Here is a 19,237-nt window from a genome sequence, read left to right on the forward strand (position 1 = left end):
TACTTTCGGTTTGTTCTGGCTTCCTGCGAAGCGAATATGGTGGTTCGTGTAGCAGTCGACCCTACGCCCCATTGGTTAAAAGCCAACTGCTCTACCAACTGAGCTAACGACCCGGAAAATGGTCGGGGTGAGGGGATTCGAACTCCTGACATCCTGCTCCCAAAGCAGGCGCGCTACCGGACTGCGCTACACCCCGAGATTGGCTCCGCGACCTGGACTCGAACCAGGGACCCAATGATTAACAGTCATTTGCTCTACCGACTGAGCTATCGCGGAACTGAACTTCGGTACATCTTTACAGCTTCGAAGCTTGTGTTAGCTTCGGTCTCTTTGGCTACCCGCTTTCGCGTTGTCGCTGCTGAGGCCGGCTATTCTACATTCTTCGTTTTGCTTGTCAACCACTTTTTTTCATTCAACTTACTGATTTGTAAGTTGTTTTGCGGTCACCGATGTTGCTGGTGATTCGCTTAGTGCCTGACAACGCGGCGTATATTAGGGGCACTCGTTTTTAGATGCAAGCAAAAATTTCAAAAATTTCAGCTAGTTATCCGGGAAGCCGGAAAGGCCCGGATTTGCTGGGGCTGTGAGGGCCTCTTCGCGGGCATGCCCGCTCCCACAGGCAAAAAAAAGCCCCGCAGATGCGGGGCTCATGGTGAAACAGATCAGCCGAAGACGATTTCGTCGCCTTCCACCTTGGCGGTAATCGCCGTCCCCGGCATGAACTTGCCTGCCAGGATCAACTGCGCCAACGGGTTTTCGATCCAGCGCTGGATGGCCCGCTTCAGCGGCCGTGCGCCATACACCGGGTCGTAACCCACGGCAATCAGCTTGTCCAACGCCTCCGGGCTCAAGCTCAGCGACAGTTCGCGCTCCAGCAGGCGGCTGCGCAGGCGGCCCAGCTGGATTTCGGTAATGCCGGCAATCTGCTCGCGGCCCAGTGGCTCGAACACCACCACTTCGTCGATACGGTTGATGAACTCCGGACGGAAGTGCGAACCCACCGCATCCATCACCGCCGCACGCTGTGCCTCGCGGTCACCCACCAGTTCCTGGATCTGCGCCGAGCCCAGGTTGGAGGTCATCACGATCACGGTGTTGCGGAAGTCCACGGTGCGCCCGTGGCTGTCGGTCAGGCGGCCGTCTTCCAGCACCTGCAGCAGCACGTTGAACACATCCGGGTGGGCCTTCTCCACCTCGTCCAGCAGCACCACCGAGTATGGCTTGCGCCGTACCGCCTCGGTCAGGTAACCGCCCTCTTCATACCCTACATAGCCTGGTGGGGCACCGATCAGGCGAGCCACGGAATGCTTCTCCATGAACTCGGACATGTCGATGCGCACCATCGCCTCTTCGGTGTCGAACAGGAACTCGGCCAGCGCCTTGCACAGCTCGGTCTTGCCCACCCCGGTCGGGCCAAGGAACAGGAACGAGCCACTCGGCCGGTTCGGGTCGGACAGCCCGGCACGCGAACGGCGCACGGCGTTGGCCACCGCGGTTACCGCCTCGCCCTGGCCGATCACGCGCTGGTGCAGCAGCTCTTCCATCTTCAACAGCTTTTCACGCTCGCCTTCGAGCATCTTGGCCACCGGGATACCGGTCCACTTCGACACCACTTCGGCAATTTCTTCCTCGGTGACCTTGTTGCGCAGCAACTGGTTTTCGGTCTTGCCGTGCTGGTCGACCATCTGCAGGCTGCGCTCCAGGTCCGGGATCACCCCGTACTGCAGCTCGGCCATGCGGCTCAGGTCGCCTTTGCGACGGGCGGTCTCCAGTTCCTGGCGGGCCTGCTCGATCTTTTGCTGGATCTGCGCCGAGCCCTGCACCTCGGCCTTCTCGGAAGCCCAGATTTCTTCCAGGTCGGCGTACTCACGCTCCAGCCGGTCGATCTCCTCGGTCAGCTTCTCCAGGCGTTTTTTTGCCGCTTCGTCTTCTTCCTTCTTCAGCGCCTGCGATTCCACCTTCAGCTGGATCAGGCGACGGTCGAGGCGGTCGAGCACTTCCGGCTTGGAGTCGATCTCCATGCGGATGCGGCTGGCCGCTTCGTCGATCAGGTCGATGGCCTTGTCCGGCAGCTGGCGGTCGGTGATGTAGCGGTGGCTGAGCTTGGCCGCAGCAATGATGGCGCCGTCGGTGATGGCCACCTTGTGGTGCACTTCATAGCGCTCCTTCAGGCCACGCAGGATGGCGATGGTGTCTTCCTCGCTCGGCTCCTCGACCAGCACCTTCTGGAAGCGGCGCTCCAGGGCAGCGTCCTTCTCGATGAACTGGCGGTACTCGTTCAGCGTGGTGGCGCCAACGCAGTGCAGCTCGCCACGGGCCAGGGCCGGCTTGAGCATGTTGCCGGCATCCATGGCGCCCTCGCCTTTGCCGGCGCCGACCATGGTGTGCAGCTCGTCGATGAACAGGATAATCTGGCCTTCCTGCTTGGACAGCTCGTTCAGCAGGCCTTTGAGGCGCTCTTCGAACTCGCCGCGGTACTTGGCACCGGCAATCAGCGCGCCCATGTCCAGCGCCAGCAGGCGCTTGCCCTTGAGGCCGTCAGGCACTTCACCATTGATGATGCGCTGGGCCAGGCCTTCGGCGATGGCGGTCTTGCCTACGCCAGGCTCACCGATCAGCACCGGGTTGTTCTTGGTACGGCGTTGCAGTACCTGTACGGTACGGCGGATTTCGTCGTCACGGCCGATCACCGGGTCCAGCTTGCCTTCTTCGGCACGCTTGGTCAGGTCGACGGTGTACTTGTCCAGCGCCTGGCGCGATTCCTCGGCGTTGGCGTCGTTGACAGCCGCGCCGCCGCGCAGGTTGTTGATGGCATTTTCCAGGGCCTTCTTGGTCACGCCCTGGCTCAACAACAGCTTGCCGAGCTTGCTGTTCTCGTCCATGGCGGCCAGCAACACCAGCTCGCTGGAAATGAACTGGTCACCCTTCTGCTGGGCCAGGCGGTCGGCCTGGTTGAGCAGGCGGGCCAGGTCCTGCGACATGTTCACGTCGCCGGTGGGGTTCTGGATTTTCGGCAGCTGGTCGAGTTCTTTCACCAGCGCCTGGCGCAGGCTGTTGATGTCGAAGCCTACCTGCATCAACAGCGGCTTGATCGAACCGCCCTGCTGCTCGAGCAGTGCCTGCAACAGGTGCACGGGCTCGATGGCAGGGTGGTCCATGCCAACGGCCAGGGATTGGGCATCGGATATTGCAAGCTGCAGCTTGCTGGTCAAACGGTCTATTCGCATGGGGTACCTTCCTTTAAAGGGCAGGTCGGAGCGATGGACAGCGCCTGTTTATGAAGAAACCTGCCTGAGATGACCTTATAGATAAGGCTGATTCTGGAAGATTCAAGCGTAGCGGGGTTGACCGGGGTCAACCTGTTGGATTAGTGCTGGGCCATTCGCGGGCATGCCCGCTCCCACAGGGAATCCACAACCTTTTAAACCTGTGGTGTACCTGTGGGAGCGGGCGTGCCCGCGAAGAGGCCGGTGCAGGCTAGCGCGGCTCCAGCCACACCAGGGAAGCAAACCGCCCACCTTGCGGGGTACGGCGATAGGAGAAGAACCGCTCATCGCTGACCGTGCACAAGCCACCGCCATGAACGGCAGTCACCCCACGCGCCGCCAATCGAATACGCGCCAGCTCATAGATGTCGGCCATCAACTTGCCCGGCCGGGCACCATCGACAAAGGCCCTGGTCGCTTCAGGGTGCACCGCCGTAAAGGCATCACGCACCTCCAGCCCCACTTCGAACGCCTGCGGGCCAATCGCCGGCCCCAACCACACCAGCACCTCTTCGGGCGGCAGTGCCAGGCGATCCAAGGTGGCCTCCAGCACACCACCGGCAAGCCCGCGCCAGCCAGCATGCGCCGCGGCCACGCGGGTACCGGCCCGGTCGCAGAACAGCGCAGGCAGGCAATCGGCAGTCATCACGGTGCAGGCAATGCCAGGCTGGTCGGTCCAGCTGGCGTCGGCCTCGGCCACCACGGCCGGGTCGGCATCCGCCACCACCAGCCCATGCACCTGCTTGAGCCAGGCCGGCTGGATGGCGAATTCGTCGCTCAGGCGACGACGGTTCTCGGCCACCGCGGCAGGGTCGTCCCCTACATGGTCGCCAAGGTTGAAGGTTTCATAGGGCGGCAGGCTGATGCCGCCCAGGCGGGTGGTGACACAGGCGCGCACCGAGGCCGGGGCCGGCCAGTCGGGGAACAGCAGCGACTGCGTCAGGCCACTCATCCGACAAAGCTCTCGCGGTCCTGGTTCAGCAGCGACAGCAACCAGACGAAGTCATCCGGCAGTGGCGATTCCCACTTCATGACTTCGCCGGTAATCGGGTGGGCCAATGCCAGGAAGCGCGCATGCAGTGCCTGGCGCGGGAAGGTTTTCACCGCCTCGACCATGGTCGGGCTGGCTGCCGGCGGAATGCGGAAGCGCCCGCCGTAGGTCTGGTCGCCGACCAACGGGAAGCCGACGTGAGCCATGTGTACGCGAATCTGGTGGGTACGGCCGGTTTCCAGCTTGACCCGCACGTGGGTGTGCGAGCGGAAGCGCTTGAGCACACGGTAGTGGCTGACCGCCGGCTTGCCGCCGTCGGTGACCGCCATGCGCTGGCGCATGCCGCCGTGGCGGCCGATCGGGGCATCGATCTTGCCGCCGGCAGTGACCACGCCAATCACGATGCACTCGTAGATGCGGCTGACTTTGCGCGCCTGCATCTGCTCGACCAGCCGGGTCTGCGCCTGCAAGGTCTTGGCCACCACCATCAGGCCGGTGGTGTCCTTGTCCAGGCGGTGGACGATACCGGCGCGCGGTACGTTGACGATGTCAGGCACGTGGTGCAGCAGTGCATTGAGCAAAGTCCCGCTGGCATGCCCGGCGGCCGGGTGCACAACCAGCCCGGCAGGCTTGTTGATCACCATGATATGGTCGTCTTCGTAGACGATATCCAGCTCGATATCTTCGGCGACCCACTCGCCCTGGGCCTCTTGCTCGGCCTCCAGGACAAGTTGCGAGCCACCATAGACGAGGCCTCGAGGGCGCAGCACGGCACCATCGACCGTCAGGCGGCCTTCTTTGATCCACGAAGTCAGCCGGGAACGCGAGTACTCGGCGAACAATTGGGCGGCGACCTGGTCGAGGCGTTGACCGCCCAGTTCGGACGGGACCTCTGCGCTAAGTTGAATGATCTCGGACATGCTCGATTCGGCGGGCGCACAGCCTTTGGTTTCGGCTGCGAGCTTGTGGTTAAATACGACTTCTTTTGTCCCGGGGTTGGCCGGGGCGCTCATCATAACAGGACGGCACCGCCCAAGACAGCGGCCGTCAAAGGGACGCAAGCCGCCATGCAAGTGAAACACCTGCTGCTGATCGCCATCCTCGGGCTCACCGCGGCCTGTTCCTCCAATAAAGAAGTGATTGACGAGAACCTCAGCGAGGCCGAGCTGTATCAGCAGGCGCAAGCTGACCTGGACAACTCCAGCTACACCAGCGCCGTGAACAAGCTCAAGGCCCTGGAATCGCGCTACCCGTTCGGCCGCTATGCCGACCAGGCGCAGCTCGAGCTGATCTACGCCAACTACAAGAACTCCGAGCCAGAGGCTGCCAAGTCGGCTGCCGAGCGCTTCATCCGCCTGCACCCGCAGCACCCGAACGTCGACTACGCCTACTACCTCAAGGGCCTGACCTCGTTCGACCAGGACCGTGGCCTGGTGGCGCGCTTCCTGCCGCTGGACATGACCAAGCGTGACCCGGGTGCTGCCCGCGACTCGTACAACGAGTTCGCCCAGCTGACCAGCCGCTTCCCCAACAGCCGCTACGCGCCCGACGCCAAGCAGCGCATGATCTACCTGCGCAACCTATTGGCCTCGTACGAAATCCACGTGGCCGACTACTACCTGAGCCGCCAGGCCTATGTAGCCGCCGCCAACCGTGGCCGCTACGTGGTGGAGAACTTCCAGGAAACCCCATCGGTCGGCGACGGCCTGGCGGTGATGGTCGAGGCGTACCAGAAGATGCACCTGGACGAACTGGCCGCCACCAGCCTGGAAACCCTCAAGCTCAACTACCCGGACCACCCGAGCCTGGCAGATGGCGAGTTCCAGCCAAAGCAGACCGAGTCTGACGGCCGCGGCTGGTTGTCCAAGGCGACCCTGGGCCTGATCGAAACCGAAACCCCGCTGCCGCCGGGTGAAACCCGCGCCAACCAGGACGTGGTCAAGCAGTTCCAGGACGCACGTGACGAGATGCCGCGTGAGCTGCTGCCAACTGACGAGAACGGTGACCCGATCGTGCCGGAAGGGCCGAAGGAAGCCGAGAAAGACCGCTCCTGGTTCAGCTACATGACCTTTGGTCTGTTCGACTGATACGCAGCGGTACATGAAAGGGAGGCCTTGGGCCTCCCTTTTTTATTGGCCGCGTCCTAGACTGTCGGCTTCTTCAACCGACAAGCTGGACACCATGGTTCGCCTACTTTTCTGGATCGCCCTGATCGCCGCCGCGTTCTGGCTGTGGCGCAAGTTCAAAGCCAGCCAACAGTCTCACCCCGAGGCGAAGCTGGATGCGCCGCTGAAGATGGTGCGCTGCGCCCATTGCGGCGTACACCTACCCAATGACCGGGCGCTGCAGCAGGGCAACGAGTGGTATTGCAGCCAGGCACACCTGCAACAGGGCCCAGGCCGCCAGAACTGAACCTGAATCACCTGAACCCCTTCGCGGGCACGCCCGCTCCCACAGGAACCCTGCAGGCCTTGAGCCTTTTGCAGTACCTGTGGGAGCGGGCGTGCCCGCGAAGAGGCCAGTGAATCCAACATCACTTATCCCTCCCCGACCCTTTCGCACCATTTGCGACCCCTCCCCCGCCACCAGCATTGACCCACCCCGACAAAACTCGCTAAATCCTATTTATCCGCATAAATATGAAAAATAGCGAAATGCTCAAACCCAAACGCAAGCGCCAGAAGCTGTCCGATGTGATCGTCGAATCGGTCAAGCGCTCGATCGTCACCGAAGCGCTGCACCCCGGCGACCGCCTGCCCACCGAGCGTGAGCTGATGGAGCATTTCGAGTGCTCCAAGGGTACCGCCCGCGAAGCGCTCAAGGCCCTGGAGGTCGAGGGCCTGGTCAGCACCCGCACCGGCCCGAGCGGCGGCGCCTACCTCAATGAAGTCGGCACCGAACCTGCCAGCCGCGCGCTGCGCAACTACCTGCACTTCCAGCACCTGGACGGCGAACAGGTGTACCAACTGCGCAAGGTCATCGAGGTGGAGCTGGCGGTATCGGTAATGGGCAAGCTGAGCGAAGCCGACTACGCCGCGCTGCAGGCCAACATCGACTTCTGCAGCGCCCCGGAAGACAGCGAGGAAGGCCAGCGCGAACAGCGCCTGGCGGAGCTGGAATTCCACACCCTGCTGGCCGACCGCTGCCCCAACCCGTTGCTGCGTTTCATGGCGGTGTTCCTCAACGACCTGCTGCGCGACCTGGTGGTGCTGAAAAAGGCCTACCTGCCCAAGCGCCAGCAGTTCGCCGCTGCCAACATCGCCTACCACAAGCAATTGCTGACCGCCCTGCGCGCCAGCGACGAGCCCGCCGTACGCCGGCTGATGCACGAACACATGTGCGACGCCGAACACCACATGACCGCGCTGGAAGGCGAGGTTGCCCGCAACTTCCTGCTGGAGTTCGAACACCACCACTGATCCGCCTGGAAAGAGGCCTGCACACAGGCCCGGCCGTACCCGCTTTGTCATTGCCACTCCTGCCTAATAACCACAACCAAGGAGTTACTCATGCAAAGACGTACCCTGCTCAAGGCAGGCCTTGCCCTGGGTGCCTTAGGTAGCCTCCCCCTGGGGGCGCACCGGGCATTCGCCGAGCAACCATTGACCTTCTATGGGCTCAAATCCATGTCTGGCGCCTTCGCCAGCTACGGCAAGTACGCCGACATGGGCTCACGCCTGGCCATCGCCGAATACCCGCAACTGCTCGGCCACCCGCTCAAGTACAAGGTCATCGACACCGAAGGCAACGCCGGCAAGGCGGTGCGCAAGGTGCAGGAAGCCATCGGCCAGGATGGCGCCCGCTTCTTCCAGGGCTGCACCCTGTCGTCCTCGGCACTGGCGGTGTCGAAGGAAATTCACAAGGCCGGCGGCGTGTTCATGACCCCGGTCGGCGCTGACGAAATCACCGGCAAGGACTGCAATGCCTCGACCTTCCGCTGGTCGGTGCCCACCTACGGCGCCATCCGCGAAACGCTGGTGCCGATGATCCGCCAGCTGCCACAGGCCAAGCGCTGGTACACCATCACCCCGCAATACGTGTTCGGCGATGCCCTGCTGGACAACGCCCGCAAGGTGTTCGCCGAGCTCGGTGTGGAACACATCGGCAACAGCTACCACTCGCTGCAGGAGCAGGAGTTTTCCGGCTACCTGACCAACGCCATCGCCGCCAAGCCCGACGTGCTGGTGCTGCTCAACTTCGGCAGCCAGGCGTCCAATGCCCTGCGCCAGGCAGTGAATTTCGGCATCAAGGAGCGCATGAAAGTGCTGATTGTGTGGTCCGCCGGCCTCGATCAGTTCCAGGAGCTGGGCAGCGACGTGCTCGAAGGCGTTTACCTGGGCGCGCAGTACTGGCACCAGGTCGATACCCCACTGAACAAGCAGCTGGTCGCTGCCACCCGCAAGGCCTATGGCATCAACCCCAACTACCCGCTGGCGGCCGACTACATCGGCACCAAGGTCATGCTCGAAGCCATCATCAAGGCCGGCAGCCTGGATGGCGCCGCCGTGTCCGCGGCATTGCAGGGCATGCGCTTCCAGGGCCCGACCGGCGAAGAACTGATCCGCCCGGGCGACCACCAGGTGCTCAAGGATTACTACCTGCTGCGCGGCAAGCCCCAGGGGCAGATGCGCGATGAGGACGACCTGGCCGAAGTCATCAGCTCGGGCCGCTCGTTCGTCGAAGTCGACCACACCGGTTGCGCCCTGGCCTGAAGCCGCGGCGTCAGTCACAAACACTCGTACAGGCAGCCGCATCGCGCGCTGTCGAGGGCACGCTCATGCTCGATTTGTACCTGTTCCAACTGCTCAACGGCCTGGGCCTGGGGATGATCTACTCTCTCATCGCCGTGGGCCTGACGATCATTTTCGGCCTGCTCAACTTCGTCAACTTCGCCCACGGCGCGTTCTTCTTGCTGGGCGCCTACCTGTGCTACACCGCCGTGGCCATTACCGGCAACTTCTGGCTGGCCCTGCTGATCGCACCGCTGGTGGTGGCGGCGCTGGCCTGGGCGGTCGAGCGTCTGCTGATCAAACGCATCTACCACCTGCCGCACACCTTCCAGATCCTCGTCACCCTCGGTATCGCGCTGATCATCCAGGAAGCCTCGGTACTGATCTGGGGCCCGGTGGGCAAGAACATCGCCGTGCCGCCGGAATTGCGCGGTGTGCTGATCGTCGGTGACTTCATCTACCCCTACTACCGGCTGTTCCTGATCGGTTTCGCCGCGCTGATCGGCCTTGGCCTGTGGCTGCTGCTGGAGCGCACCCGCTTCGGCGCCCTGGTGCGGGCCGGCAGCGAAAGCACCGAAACCGTGTCGCTGCTGGGCACCAACATCTTCCGCCTGTTCTCCCTGACCTTCGCCCTGGGCGTGGGCCTGGCCGGCGTGGCGGGCGTGCTGTTCGCACCGCTGCGTGGCGCGCAGCCCTTCGTCGGCCCGGAAATCCTCGGCATCGCCTTCGTGGTGGTGGTGATCGGCGGCATGGGCTCGTTCGGCGGCGCCCTGGTCGGCGGCCTGCTGGTGGGTGTGGTGCAAAGCATGATGACCAGCCTCTGGCCGCAAGGCGCCAGCCTGATGATCTACGGCGCCATGGCCGCAGTGATCCTGGTCCGTCCCTATGGCCTGTTCGGGAGAGCCTGAGATGAGCGAGAAAAACCCATTGCCAGTCGCCAAGGGCCGCGCCCCGGCCCTGCTGTTGCTGGTGGTCGCCAGCCTGGTGGCGCTGCCGCTGCTGCTGCCATCGGCCACCCTGGCCACCGAGATCCTGATCTTTGCCCTGGCGGCGCTGGCCTGCAACCTGCTGCTCGGCTACACCGGCCTGCTGTCGTTCGGCCAGGGCATCTTCTTTGGCGTGGGCGCCTATGGCGCGGCGCTGCTGATGATCCACCTGCAGTGGGGCATGTTCGCCGCGCTGCTTGGCGCAGCCGTGTTCGGTGCCTTCCTGGCGCTGCTGGTAGGCGCCCTGGCGATCCGCCGCACGGGTATCTACTTCGTCATGCTGACCCTGGCCTTCAGCCAGATGGCCTACTTCCTGGCCTACACCCTCAGCGGCTGGACCGGCGGTGACAACGGCCTGCTCGATGTGCCCCGGCCCAACATCGAAATTGCCGGCCATGTGCTGGTCGACCTGGCCGACCCACGGCACTTCTATGTGTTCGTCGCGGTGCTGTTCCTGCTGATCTTTGCCGGCGCCCTGCGGGTGATCCGTTCGCCATTCGGCAGCACGCTGCTGGCCATCCGCGAAAACGAGACCCGCGCCGCAGCCATCGGCTACGACACCCGCCACTTCAAGATCCTGGTGTTCATGCTGTCGGGCGCCATCACCGGTATCGCCGGGGCGCTGTACGCCATGCTGCTGCACTTTGCGCCGCTGTCGAACATCGACCTGATGATGAGCGAGAACATCCTGATCATGACCATCGTGGGTGGCACCGGCTCGCTGTTCGGCTCGCTGCTGGGGGCCGGCGCCATCGTGCTGCTGGGCGACGTGCTGTCGGAGCTGTGGCCGCGCTGGCTGATGCTGCTGGGTGTGATCCTGATCCTGGTGGTGGTGTTCATGCGTGGCGGGCTGTGGGGCGGCCTGGCCGAACTGGGCAAGCGCCTGCTGGCTAACCGCAATGCCAATGACAAACCCCAGGCCAAGACCAAGGAGACTCTGTGATGAGCGACTACCTCCTGGAAACCCGCCAGCTGGAGCTGGCCTACGGGCCGTTCAAGGCGGTTGCGGGTGTCGACCTCAAGGTTCGCGCCGGCTCCATCCATACCATCATCGGCCCCAACGGCGCCGGCAAGACCAGCCTGTTCCACTGTCTGACCGGCGAGCGCCAGGCCACCGCAGGCAAGATCCTGTTCAACGGCCAGGACATCATCCGCAAGCCGTCCCACGGGCGCGTGGCGCTGGGCATGGCCCGTTCGTTCCAGCTCACCAGCCTGTTCCAGAACCTGTCGGTGCGCGAGAACCTGCGCCTGGCCGCCCAGGGCCGCGATGGCCTGGGTGCGCTGAACTTCTGGCGCAGCGTCGAGCACAAGCGCAGCCACTGGGACACCGCCGACCAGGTGCTGGAGCGCCTGAAGCTTGCCGCCCGCGCCGAGACCCTGGCCGGCGAGCTGTCGCACGGCCAGCAACGGGTGCTGGAGGTGGGCATGTCGATCTGCGCCAAACCCACCCTGCTGATGCTCGACGAACCCACTTCGGGCATGGGCATCGACGACATCCCGGTGATGACCGACTTGATCAGCGACCTCGGCCGCGACCACACCGTGCTGCTGATCGAGCACAACATGAGCATCGTCATGTCGATCAGCCAGCGCATCACGGTGATGAGCCACGGCCAGATCCTGGTCGAGGGTACCCCTGAACAGGTGCGCAACGACGAGCGTGTCCGCACCGCCTACCTTGGAGAGGCCGCCTGATGCTCAACGTCGATTCGATCCACTCCTACTACGACAAGAGCCATGTGCTCGAAGGCGTCTCGCTCAAGGTCGAGGCTGGCGAACTGGTGACCCTGCTGGGGCGCAACGGCGCCGGCAAGACCACCACCCTGCGCAGCATCCTCGGCATCGTCCGCCCACGGCAGGGGCAGATCAGCTTCAACGGCCAGCAGCTGGTCGGCCGCGAAATCTTCGATATCGCCCGGCTCGGCATTGCCCTGGTGCCGGAGCACCGCGGCATCTTTCGCCAGCTCAGCGTGGAGGAGAACCTGAGGATTGCCGTTCGCAAGGACAGCCGCTGGCAGTTGGAAGACGTGTACAGCATGTTCCCGCGGCTGAAGGAACGGCGCCGCAACGGCGGTTTCGCCCTGTCCGGCGGCGAGCAGCAGATGCTGGCCATCGCCCGCGCCCTGCTCAACGGCCCCAAGCTGCTGATCCTCGACGAGCCCACCGAAGGCCTGGCCCCGGTGATCGTCGACGAACTGGTGAGGATTCTGCGGCGGATCAAGGACGAAGGCCTGTCGATCCTGCTGGTGGAACAGAACCTGATGGTCTGCGACGCCCTCGCTGACCGCCACTACGTGCTGGAACAGGGCCGCGTCGCCTACCAGGGCAGTGCGGCGCAGTTCCGCGAGGACCCGAGCATCAAGAACCGTTACCTGGCCCTTAGTGCCTGACCCAGATCCGTTTTTCTGTACCGGCCTCTTCGCGGGCTTGCCCGCTCCCACAGGTACTCCACCGGCCTGAGAGAGGTGAGATCCCTGTGGGAGCGGGCAAGCCCGCGAAGAGGCCGGCACAAGCAACCCAGTCATTTCAGGAGAGATGAACCATGAACACCCGCATCGATCCCTCGCAGCACCTGCTCGACCAAGGCCCGCTGGTCAACCGCGATCGCCTCTGGCAATCGCTGATGGACCTGGCCCGGCTCGGCGCCACCGCCAAGGGTGGCGTATGCCGCCTGGCCCTGACCGACCTCGACCGCCAGGCCCGCGACCTGTTCGTGCGCTGGTGCGAAGACGCCGGCTGCACGGTCAGCATCGACGCCATCGGCAACATCTTCGCCCGCCGCCCGGGGCGCAACCCGGCCCTGCCACCAGTGATGACCGGCAGCCACATCGACACCCAACCCACCGGCGGCAAGTTCGACGGCTGCTACGGGGTCATGGCCGGCCTCGAGGTACTGCGCACCCTGAACGACCTGGACCTGACCACCGAGGCCCCGCTGGAAGTGGTGGTATGGACCAACGAGGAAGGCTCGCGCTTCCCGCCGTGCATGATGGGCTCGGGGGTCTTCGCCGGTAAGTTCGGCCTGCAGGAGACCCTGGCCAAGGTCGACGATCAGGGCCTGTCGGTAGGCGCGGAACTCCAGCGCATCGGTTACGCCGGCCCGCGCGCGCCCACCGGGCATGCCGTCGGTGCCTACTTCGAAGCACATATCGAACAAGGCCCGGTGCTGGAAGACCAGCGCACCACCATTGGCGTGGTCCAGGGCTGCCTGGGCCAGAAATGGTTCGACCTGGTACTGACCGGCGTCGAGGCCCATGCCGGCCCCACCCCGATGCACCTGCGCAAGGATGCCCTGGTCGGTGCCGCCGAGGTGGTGGCTGCGGTCAACCGCGTGGCGCACGCCCACCAGCCGCATGCCTGCGGCACCGTCGGCTGCCTGAACCTGCACCCGGGCTCGCGCAATGTCATCCCCGGCCAGGTGCAGATGACCATCGACCTGCGCCACCTCGACCCCGAGCACCTCGCCGCCATGGTCAGCGAAGTACGCGCGGCCATTGAAACCAGCACGGCAAGACACGGGTTGAGTTTCGAGCTGACGCCAACCGCCGACTTCCCGCCGCTGTACTTCGCCGAGCAGTGCGTGGACGCCGTGCGCCAAGGCGCGCGGGAGCTGGGCCTGAGCCACATGGATATCGTCAGCGGCGCCGGCCACGACGCGATCTTCCTCGCCGAACTGGGCCCGGCCGGGATGATCTTCGTGCCTTGCGAGGGCGGCATCAGCCACAACGAAATCGAAAATGCCGCGCCACAGGACCTGGCCGATGGCTGCGACGTGCTGCTGCGCGCCATGTTCCAGGCCGCCAACCCAGGAGCCCGTTGAGATGACCCAGAAAACCGCGATTGGCGAGTTCACCGCCGTCGAACTGCTCGAGTTGTACCAGCGCCGCCAACTCTCACCGGTCGAGGTGATCGACGATGTGCTGGCGCGCATCGACCTGCACAACCCGGCGGTCAACGCCTATTGCCATGTCGACGGCGAAGGTGCCCGCGCCGCCGCCCGCGCCAGCGAACAGCGCTGGCAGCGTGGCGAGCCCTGCGGCCGGCTGGATGGCGTACCCGCCTCGATCAAGGACCTGACCCTGACCCGGGGCATGCCCACACGCAAGGGCTCGCGCACTACCTCGGGCGCAGGCCCGTGGGAAGTCGATGCGCCCTTCACGGCCTTCATGCGCGAAGCCGGCGCTGTGTTGGTGGGCAAGACCACCACGCCGGAGTTCGGTTGGAAGGGGGTGACCGACAACCCGCTGTACGGAATCACCCGCAACCCCTGGGATACCCGGCTGACCGCCGGCGGCTCGTCTGGTGGCGCCGCAGCGGCAGCCGCGCTGAACCTGGGCGTGCTGCACCAGGGCAGCGATGCCGGCGGCTCTATTCGTATCCCTTGCGCCTTTACCGGCACCTTCGGCATCAAGTCGACATTCGGCTACGTACCGCAATGGCCGGCCAGTGCCATGACCGTGCTGTCGCACCTGGGGCCGATGACGCGCACCGTCGACGATTCGGTACTGATGCTCGACTGCGTCGCCCGCCCCGATGCCCGTGACGGGTTGGCCGGCGCACCCAGGCAGGCGCCGTGGCTGGGCCAGGAACAGGACCTGAGCGGCCTGCGCATCGCCTACAGTGCCAACTTCGGTTACGTGCAGGTCGACCCGCAGATCCAGGCACTGGTAGCCCAGGCCGTGCAGCGCCTGGCACGGCTGGGCGCACAGGTTGAGGAAGTCGACCCAGGGTTCGGTGACCCGCTGGAGACGTTCAATACCCTGTGGTTTGCCGGCGCGGCGCGCTTGGCCAGTGCGTTCAGCGATGAACAGCGAACGCTGCTTGACCCAGGGCTGCGCTGGATCGCCGAACAGGGAGCGCGCATCAGCCTGGGCGAATACACCCAGGCCCTGGAGGCACGGGCAGAGTTGATCGCGAAGATGAATGCCTTCCACCAGCGTCATGACCTGCTGGTATCGCCGATGCTACCGCTGGTGGCATTCGAGGCAGGGCACAATGTGCCGCCGGAGTCGGGGATGACGCAGTGGATGGAATGGACGCCGTTCAGCTATCCCTTCAACCTGACCCAGCAGCCGGCGGCTTCGGTGCCCTGCGGGTTCACCCGCGAGGGGTTGCCGGTGGGGCTGCAGGTGGTGGCCGGGCGCTTTGCCGATGAGCAGGTACTGCGGGTGTGCAAGGTCTATGAGCAGCATTACCCTAGCCGGCACTTGCAGGCACCGATTACCGGTTGAGTGCTCTATTGGACCCGCCGGCTGGAATATTTATTGGCCTTGCTGGCCTCATCGCCGGCAAGCCGGCTCCCACAGGTAAAGCACAGGTCCCGAGGCTGTAGGTGGACTTGTGGGAGCTGGCTTGCCAGCGAAAGGGCCGCAAAGCGGCCCCGGCAATCTCAGCTCAACCTACCGGTTGAGTACTCTATTGGCCCCGCCGGCTGAAATATTTATTGGCCTTGCTGGCCTCATCGCCGGCAAGCCGGCTCCCACAGGTAAAGCACAGATCCCGAGGCTGTAGGTGGACCTGTGGGAGCTGGCTTGCCGGCGAAAGGGCCGCAAAGCGGCCCCGGCAATCTCAGCTCAACCTACCGGTTGAGTACTCTATTGGCCCCGCTGGCTGAAATATTTATTGGCCTTGCTGGCCTCATCGCCGGCAAGCCGGCTCCCACAGGTAAAGCACAGGTCCCGAGGCTGTAGGTGGACCTGTGGGAGCTGGCTTGCCGGCGAAAGGGCCGCAAAGCGGCCCTGGCAATCTCAGCTCAACCGCCCGGCTGGCGCATACGGCGCCGGGTCAATGATCGGCTCTGCCCCGGTCAACAGGTCGGTAAACAGCTGGCACGAAGCCGGCGCCAGCACCAGCCCGTTGCGGTAATGCCCGCAGTTCAACCACAGCCCCGCATGCCCCGGCACCGGCCCGATATATGGAATACCTTCCGGCGACCCCGGCCGCAGCCCGGCCCAGTGCGCCACCACCGTGGCCCCCTCTAGCTCAGGCAGCAACTCCACCGCCGAGGCCTTCAGGCTCTCCAACGCCTCCTCGGTCGGTGTCTTGTCGTACCCGGCATGCTCCAGCGTGCTACCCACCAGAATATGCCCATCCCGCCGAGGGATCGCATAGCGCCCCTTGGCCAACACCATGCTTGGCAGGAAGTCTTCGGCACATTTGAACAAAATCATCTGGCCCTTCACCGGCTCCACCGGCAATTCCAGGCCGAGCGTACGCAGCAGGTCGCCACTCCAGGCGCCGGCACTGAGCACCACCTCATCCGCCGCCAGCACGCCGTCTGCCGTCTGCACACCGGTCACGCGACCGCCTTGCTCGGCGAAGCCGGTAATCTGGCAGTGCTCACGCAAGGTCACGTTGGGCAACGCCAGCAACGCCGCCTTGAGCGACTTCACCAGGCGAGGGTTGCGCACGTTGGCCACGCCGGCCATGTAGATGGCACGCTTGAAGCCCGGGCCCAGCACCGGCACCGCGTCATAGGCCGCCGAGATATCCACGGCACTCAGCGGCCGCTGCTCACGCTCGGCCCAGGCCAGCGCTTCGGCCTCGTCGTCCAGGTCGAGCCAGTACAGGCCGGTAGTGTGCACTTCGGGGTCGACGCCGGTGCTGGCGAACAAACGCTCGCCCAGCTGTGGATAAAAGTCTTGCGACCAGTGTGCCAAGGCGGTCACGGCCGGGCTGTAGCGCCACGGGTACAGCGGCGAGACGATGCCACCGCCGGCCCAGGACGACTCACGGCCGACCTCACCCTGGTCACACACCACCACCTGCCCGACCTTCGCCGCCAGGTTGAATGCCGTCAGCAGGCCGATCACCCCGCCACCGACCACCACTACTTGCTTGCTCATCTGTCGATCCAACACCTGAAGTAAATCCGCGATGCACCGGGCATCATTCAACCTTCAGCTTCCCCAGCAGTGCACGCTGTCTTCGACGGCACCCGGATTGCGCTGCACGCCGGCCTGGTCGAGCTGGAAATCGCCACAGCGGTCCTGCGCCATCAGCCCGCTCGGCAGCCGCCGGGCGCGCAGCGTGAAGGTGTCGCTGTCGCGCTGGGCCTGCAGGCTGTAATAGCGGGTACCGTCGGGCAAGGCCGGGTCGCCCTCGGCGTATTGGCCAGTGCGTACGCGGTGGCGCTCCAGGCGCAGGGCGGCATCATGCAGCAGGCCAACCACTTCGCTGCGCGCGGCTCGCCGTAGCTGGTCGCTGTAACTGGGGTAGGCAATGGCTGCCAGAATGCCGGTCACGGCCAGCACAATCAACAACTCGATCAGGCTCAAGCCTTGCTGCATGTCAGTCTCCTCGCAATCTCTGCCGCCAGGCAATGCGCCGGGTCGTGTCCTCGCCCATGGCATAGACCGCTTCCAGCACATGCCGTGACTGGGTTTGCAGGCTGACGGCGGTGACGCGGTACAGGGTGACCTGCTGCCCTTCCGGCATATGCGCCGCGTGTTCGCTGGTACCCAGATTCTGCAAATGGAAATAGCCGGTTGGCGTGCGCTGCCACTGCCCGCTCAGGTCATGCGGTCGAGCGGGTGGCGGGCACGCCTCGCAAGGGTCGGGGGGAGCCCGCTCGAGCTCGCCTGCCCCTGCCAGCAGCGTGGCCTCGGCCTGCTCCAGCGCCAGCAGGCCTTCTCTCAGATAGCCGGTCATTCGCGTTTGCGCCAGCGCATCACGCAGGGCGGACGCCGCAAGCAGCCCAAGCAGCAGGCTCAGGACCAAGGCCAACAACAGGACTATGCCACACTGACGATTCATGAGGCCGGCACCGGGTTGCGGATTGCGACGCTCAGTTCATGGTGCTGTTCAAGTTCGAGCGTGGGTTCGTAAAGCGTCAGGGCAATATCCACCCCCTCACCCTGTGCCATTTGCACACGCTGCAAACGCATTGACCGCACATTTTCAACCAGCGGCTGGAAATTGCTGTTGTTGCGTTTGAATCTCAGCGTATTGCCCTCGAGTTGGTAGACATATCTGCTGATGGGGTGAACCTGTGGGTAGCCCTCCTTCAACTCATCGTCCACAGACACTTTGCTAGTACAGTCCGTGTGCAGGAACCACTGCGGCCCACCGGCTTGCCCAGGTAACTCCGCCACGACCAGGCTAAGGGTGGATGCTTCGACTTCCATCGGCCGGGCGAATGCGTGCTCTGCGCTCGAACTGCCGAAGTGCTTTGGCTGCAGTCGCAAGCAGCCGAACATCCCGGTCATGCGGATATCCTGGGCCATTCGCAGCAATGCCAGGCGAGCTTCATCCTGCATGCGTACTGCCGTGCTTTGCAGCCGCCAGGTATGGTGGGCCGAGGCAAATAGCTGGCTGGCCGCCGCCAACAGCAGCAACCCGATGGTCAGCGCCAGCATCAGCTCAAGCAAGCCGAAACCACGCTGGGCGCGGCTCATGGCCGCCCCCTTTCATGCTCGCTGTGCGCCGCCATTGCCGCCTTCCCATCGCGACGCGCGTCCTCCGCAGCCTGCAATGCCTGCAGTTGCAGGCCTGCCGCTGCGAACATACCCACGGCCACCACACCCACCGCCAACAACACTTCCAGAAGCGTCATGCCCCGTTGTCTTGCGTGCATCCCTGCACCTCCTGCGACTTTTCCTGCAATTGCATTGAACCCGGGCGACTGGACCGCCGGTCCAACGACCGTGAAGCTACAGCCAAGCACTTCCAGGGAGGAATGCACGGTGAAGCAACGAGGTGTAACACTGATACAAATGTTGTCGGCCCTGGCGGTGGCCGCATTGCTGACACAGCTCGGCATGCCGGCCTACGCCAGATTGAGCGACGACCTACACAGGGCGGCAGCTGCACGAGACCTGGCGCAGGCGCTGCGCAGCGCGCGCAGCCATGCCATGTTGCAAAGCCAGCCGGTGCTGGTGCAGGCGTTGGACGGTAATTGGGGGAATGGTTGGCGGGTGATGCTGGAGCATAACCATCAGGTGCTGCGTGAGCAGCGTCTTTCACGGCCGCTGAAGATCACGAGCAATCGAGGTGAGCAGCTGAAATTCAGTGCGCAAGGGGTTCCGCTTGGGGCAACCAGTAATTGGTTAGGTTCAACGATGGAGATTTGCGAGCGCTTGACCGCAACTAGCCAGTATCAAGTGGTGATGGCATCGACTGGCAGGGTCAGGGTAGATATAGGAGAGCCAAAAAAATCCCGATGCAAAGACACCTCCAGCTAGCATACGTGGTCGTTATGGGAGCGGCCTTGTGTCGCGAAAGGGCTGCAAAGCAGCCCCAGGATTTCAGCGTTGGCGCTGATAT

Annotated in this window: 19 protein-coding genes and 3 tRNA genes; 11 read left to right on the plus strand and 11 right to left on the minus strand. The window is 64.1% G+C overall.

The features are described 5' to 3' along the window. Positions 1-37: 37 nt before the first annotated feature. The 6 genes from B2790_RS19040 to rluD form a co-directional block, all read right to left on the minus strand. Positions 38-113: transfer RNA gene (locus tag B2790_RS19040), tRNA-Lys, on the minus strand. 6 nt (positions 114-119) lie between these two features. Continuing rightward, positions 120-196, minus strand: a tRNA-Pro gene (locus B2790_RS19045). Positions 197-200: 4 nt separating this feature from the next. Then, positions 201-276: transfer RNA gene (locus tag B2790_RS19050), tRNA-Asn, on the minus strand. Between the two features lie 386 nt (positions 277-662). Beyond that, positions 663-3,227: an ATP-dependent chaperone ClpB gene (clpB, locus tag B2790_RS19055; protein WP_025337607.1), complete on the minus strand. Its 2,565-nt coding sequence runs from the start codon at positions 3,225-3,227 to the stop codon at positions 663-665. A gap of 250 nt (positions 3,228-3,477) precedes the next feature. Beyond that, complete coding sequence (pgeF, locus tag B2790_RS19060; RefSeq protein ID WP_286919495.1) at positions 3,478-4,218, minus strand: peptidoglycan editing factor PgeF; 741 nt, start codon at positions 4,216-4,218, stop codon at positions 3,478-3,480. Further along, positions 4,215-5,177: a 23S rRNA pseudouridine(1911/1915/1917) synthase RluD gene (rluD, locus tag B2790_RS19065; RefSeq protein WP_286919496.1), complete on the minus strand. Its 963-nt coding sequence runs from the start codon at positions 5,175-5,177 to the stop codon at positions 4,215-4,217. The genes pgeF and rluD overlap by 4 nt, the downstream gene beginning before the upstream one ends. A 147-nt stretch (positions 5,178-5,324) precedes the next feature. On the opposite strand from rluD, the gene B2790_RS19070 reads away from it, so the two are divergent. The 10 genes from B2790_RS19070 (at position 5,325) to B2790_RS19115 (ending at position 15,204) form a co-directional block, all read left to right on the plus strand. Continuing rightward, positions 5,325-6,344, plus strand: a complete 1,020-nt coding sequence (locus B2790_RS19070) for an outer membrane protein assembly factor BamD (protein WP_025337604.1) — start codon at positions 5,325-5,327, stop codon at positions 6,342-6,344. A gap of 94 nt (positions 6,345-6,438) precedes the next feature. After that, entirely contained in the window at positions 6,439-6,669 is a 231-nt protein-coding gene (locus B2790_RS19075) for a PP0621 family protein (protein ID WP_046617024.1), read from the plus strand. A gap of 242 nt (positions 6,670-6,911) precedes the next feature. After that, positions 6,912-7,676 (plus strand): FadR/GntR family transcriptional regulator, encoded by a 765-nt coding sequence (locus B2790_RS19080; protein ID WP_047934916.1) that lies wholly within the window; start codon positions 6,912-6,914, stop codon positions 7,674-7,676. A gap of 90 nt (positions 7,677-7,766) precedes the next feature. Further along, positions 7,767-8,969, plus strand: coding sequence for an ABC transporter substrate-binding protein (locus tag B2790_RS19085; protein ID WP_085665712.1), 1,203 nt, complete (start codon positions 7,767-7,769; stop codon positions 8,967-8,969). 65 nt (positions 8,970-9,034) lie between these two features. Beyond that, a complete protein-coding gene (locus B2790_RS19090; RefSeq protein ID WP_286919497.1) occupies positions 9,035-9,895 on the plus strand; it encodes a branched-chain amino acid ABC transporter permease in 861 nt (286 codons plus the stop codon). 1 nt (position 9,896) lies between these two features. Then, positions 9,897-10,916: a branched-chain amino acid ABC transporter permease gene (locus B2790_RS19095; RefSeq protein WP_039614951.1), complete on the plus strand. Its 1,020-nt coding sequence runs from the start codon at positions 9,897-9,899 to the stop codon at positions 10,914-10,916. Further along, positions 10,916-11,668 carry an ABC transporter ATP-binding protein gene (locus tag B2790_RS19100; RefSeq protein ID WP_039614950.1) on the plus strand — a complete coding sequence of 251 codons (753 nt, stop codon included), beginning with the start codon at positions 10,916-10,918 and terminating at the stop codon, positions 11,666-11,668. The genes B2790_RS19095 and B2790_RS19100 overlap by 1 nt, the downstream gene beginning before the upstream one ends. After that, on the plus strand, positions 11,668-12,363 hold the full coding sequence (locus B2790_RS19105) for an ABC transporter ATP-binding protein (protein ID WP_047934069.1): 696 nt from the start codon (positions 11,668-11,670) through the stop codon (positions 12,361-12,363). The genes B2790_RS19100 and B2790_RS19105 overlap by 1 nt, the downstream gene beginning before the upstream one ends. 152 nt (positions 12,364-12,515) lie before the next feature. Then, on the plus strand, positions 12,516-13,793 hold the full coding sequence (locus tag B2790_RS19110; RefSeq protein ID WP_286919498.1) for a Zn-dependent hydrolase: 1,278 nt from the start codon (positions 12,516-12,518) through the stop codon (positions 13,791-13,793). Between the two features lies 1 nt (position 13,794). Next, the gene (locus tag B2790_RS19115) at positions 13,795-15,204 is read left to right on the plus strand and encodes an amidase (RefSeq protein ID WP_286919499.1); all 1,410 of its coding nucleotides are present in this window, start codon (positions 13,795-13,797) and stop codon (positions 15,202-15,204) included. A gap of 516 nt (positions 15,205-15,720) precedes the next feature. On the opposite strand, the gene thiO is transcribed toward B2790_RS19115, so the two are convergent. Genes thiO through B2790_RS19140 form a run of 5 tightly spaced genes read right to left on the minus strand, consistent with a single transcriptional unit; the run spans position 15,721 to position 18,548 of the window. After that, a complete protein-coding gene (thiO, locus tag B2790_RS19120) occupies positions 15,721-16,818 on the minus strand; it encodes a glycine oxidase ThiO (protein WP_075043657.1) in 1,098 nt (365 codons plus the stop codon). 54 nt (positions 16,819-16,872) lie between these two features. Then, positions 16,873-17,262 carry a type IV pilin protein gene (locus tag B2790_RS19125; RefSeq protein WP_013970758.1) on the minus strand — a complete coding sequence of 130 codons (390 nt, stop codon included), beginning with the start codon at positions 17,260-17,262 and terminating at the stop codon, positions 16,873-16,875. A 1-nt stretch (position 17,263) separates the two neighbouring features. Beyond that, positions 17,264-17,728, minus strand: a complete 465-nt coding sequence (locus B2790_RS19130) for a hypothetical protein (RefSeq protein ID WP_286919500.1) — start codon at positions 17,726-17,728, stop codon at positions 17,264-17,266. Further along, positions 17,725-18,369 (minus strand): PilW family protein, encoded by a 645-nt coding sequence (locus tag B2790_RS19135; protein ID WP_286919501.1) that lies wholly within the window; start codon positions 18,367-18,369, stop codon positions 17,725-17,727. The genes B2790_RS19130 and B2790_RS19135 overlap by 4 nt, the downstream gene beginning before the upstream one ends. After that, positions 18,366-18,548, minus strand: a complete 183-nt coding sequence (locus B2790_RS19140) for a prepilin-type N-terminal cleavage/methylation domain-containing protein (RefSeq protein WP_075043654.1) — start codon at positions 18,546-18,548, stop codon at positions 18,366-18,368. Before B2790_RS19140 ends, B2790_RS19135 begins: the two co-directional genes overlap by 4 nt. 109 nt (positions 18,549-18,657) lie before the next feature. On the opposite strand from B2790_RS19140, the gene B2790_RS19145 reads away from it, so the two are divergent. Then, a complete protein-coding gene (locus tag B2790_RS19145) occupies positions 18,658-19,155 on the plus strand; it encodes a GspH/FimT family protein (protein ID WP_286919502.1) in 498 nt (165 codons plus the stop codon). Positions 19,156-19,237: the final 82 nt, after the last annotated feature.

Source organism: Pseudomonas sp. UBA6753 (assembly GCF_002453565.1).
In the GTDB taxonomy this organism is placed as follows: domain Bacteria; phylum Pseudomonadota; class Gammaproteobacteria; order Pseudomonadales; family Pseudomonadaceae; genus Aquipseudomonas; species Aquipseudomonas putida_Z.